2 protein-coding genes are annotated in these 2,014 nt (G+C 52.0%); both read left to right on the forward strand.

The window, feature by feature from the left end; translation table 11 throughout:
• On the forward strand, positions 1-465 hold a 465-nt coding region (locus NTX71_00645), incomplete at its 5' end, for a hypothetical protein (protein MCX6338413.1).
• Positions 466-680: 215 nt separating this feature from the next.
• A complete protein-coding gene (locus NTX71_00650; protein ID MCX6338414.1) occupies positions 681-1,811 on the forward strand; it encodes a hypothetical protein in 1,131 nt (376 codons plus the stop codon).
• Positions 1,812-2,014 lie beyond the last annotated feature (203 nt).

Raw genomic sequence — 2,014 nt, forward strand, 5'->3', positions numbered from 1 at the left:
TTAACAAATGGTGAAACAAAGGAGGCTCTTTTTGTGTCCGCATCCTGCAAAAAAGTTGAAGGTTGCATGTCGCTCATTCTTGTAGGCATTCAACAAGTTACGAAATCATCAACTCGATACTCGCCGATTTCGGGTTTAAAGGAGAGAGAAAGGCCCGCAGTGCGAGAACTTAAGAGGCAGTATCCGCCCCAGGAGCTTATAGAACAATATTTGCAGCTTATTGGGGGGACAAGAGAGGAGATTTGCCGCAGGGGGAGGCAATTGCCGGAACGGACCATATTGATGGAATTGCTATACCGGTTTTGCAGAATCACACAGCAGGAAATCGGCAGTTACATGGGGGGCTTGGATTACAGTTCTGTGAGCAATGTAAGACGCAGACTTTTAAGCAGGATCGGGCATGACCAGCAGTTAGAGCGAAAATTTAACGCATTTTTAAAGCACTTCAACCAAATGAAAAGTTAAAAGATTTGACCCCAAATGGGCGTAGGGATTCATCCGACCCGCGTAACGGGCTTGATAAATCAAGCCCCTACAGAATCACCATTTCTTAATTACGCGCACCCAGTTGGTGAAGATATTAATCGGTTATCCGCCATTTCAGGGGAGGGGACCAAATTGCCGTATCAGATATTATTTGGTATCGTGAGATCGGGGGAGATTGATAGCGGGTACGGGATATGACGGCGCACAGGATAAAATCCGTTAGAATTGAGGGACACGCGCGTAGCCCCCGATCTATCTTTGCATGCGGGGCGGATGCGAAAAATAGATTTTCCATTTTTAAAGATGGTCAGTTGTACCTTTCAGGTGAAAACGGCGATCTCTCGAATCCCGATAGCTATGCGAAGTTTCTCCATTCAATCGAAGAGATGAGCGCGCGCCTGCGCTTCTCGCCGGAAATTGTCGCACACGACCTCCACCCGATGTATTTTTCCTCGGAAGCGGCGCATCTCTTCAATCCCGTCGCACGGAGGGGGGTGCAGCACCACCACGCCCATGTCGCGAGCATCATAGCGCACTATGAGCTTGAACAGCCGGTCGTCGGCGTCAGTTTTGACGGCACGGGATACGGTCTGGACGGGAATCTATGGGGGGGAGAGTTCTTTGTTGTTTCCCGCACTGAGTGTTCCCGCCGCGCTCATTTCAAATATATGAGAATGCCAGGCGGGGAAATGGCGATCCGCGAACCATGGAGGATGATATTCGGGATGCTGTACGAGCGTATGGGAGAGGAGATCTTCCAAAAGGGATTCGACTTTTTAAAGGGGAGGTCTCCACAGGAACTCCACGTGCTGAAGAATGCGATTAATAAAAAGATCAACTCCCCCCTGACATCGAGCTGCGGGAGGCTTTTCGACGCGGTATCGTCTCTCCTTGGGTTTGTCCACGTGGCACGCTTTGAGGCGGAGGCGGCGCTCAAGCTGGAGGAGAGGGCGTCGTCGGTCGTGGAGAACGGGAGCTACTCCTTCGACATCCACGGGGATGCCCCGTGTATTATCGGTTGCGAAACGATGCTCGATGCGATGCTCAGAGACATGGCGGCACGGATTCCCGTAGGGCAAATCGCGCGGAGATTCCATAATTCCCTCGCGATGCTCATTGTTGAAATAGCGCGCCGTCTCAACAGTGAACTCGGCCTCGACACGGTGGTCCTGAGCGGCGGTGTTTTCCAGAACAGGCTCCTCTACGAGCGCGCGTCGAGGCTTTTGAGTGAAGCGGGCTTTACCCTCCTGGAGAGCAGGGGTATCCCACTGAACGATTTGGGGATCTGCGTAGGGCAGACTTTCGTGGCACTGAACAGCACCTGAAAGACGTGATGCGTGATCCTGGGTAAGGGGTCACTTATAGAGGGGGGCCACGGATCCCGCTAAGCAGCCATTTTGGGGGGCTATTAAATTGGTCGCCCAGCTCCTGCCCCCCGCCACCTTCTCCAAGTTTAACACAATTCCGGGAATTAAGATCGTCTAATATGTCCAATAGATTATGGCGGTTATCCGCCCTTAGCTCTTCC

The organism is Candidatus Auribacterota bacterium (assembly GCA_026392035.1).
GTDB lineage: Bacteria > Auribacterota > Tritonobacteria > UBA1439 > UBA1439 > JAPLCX01.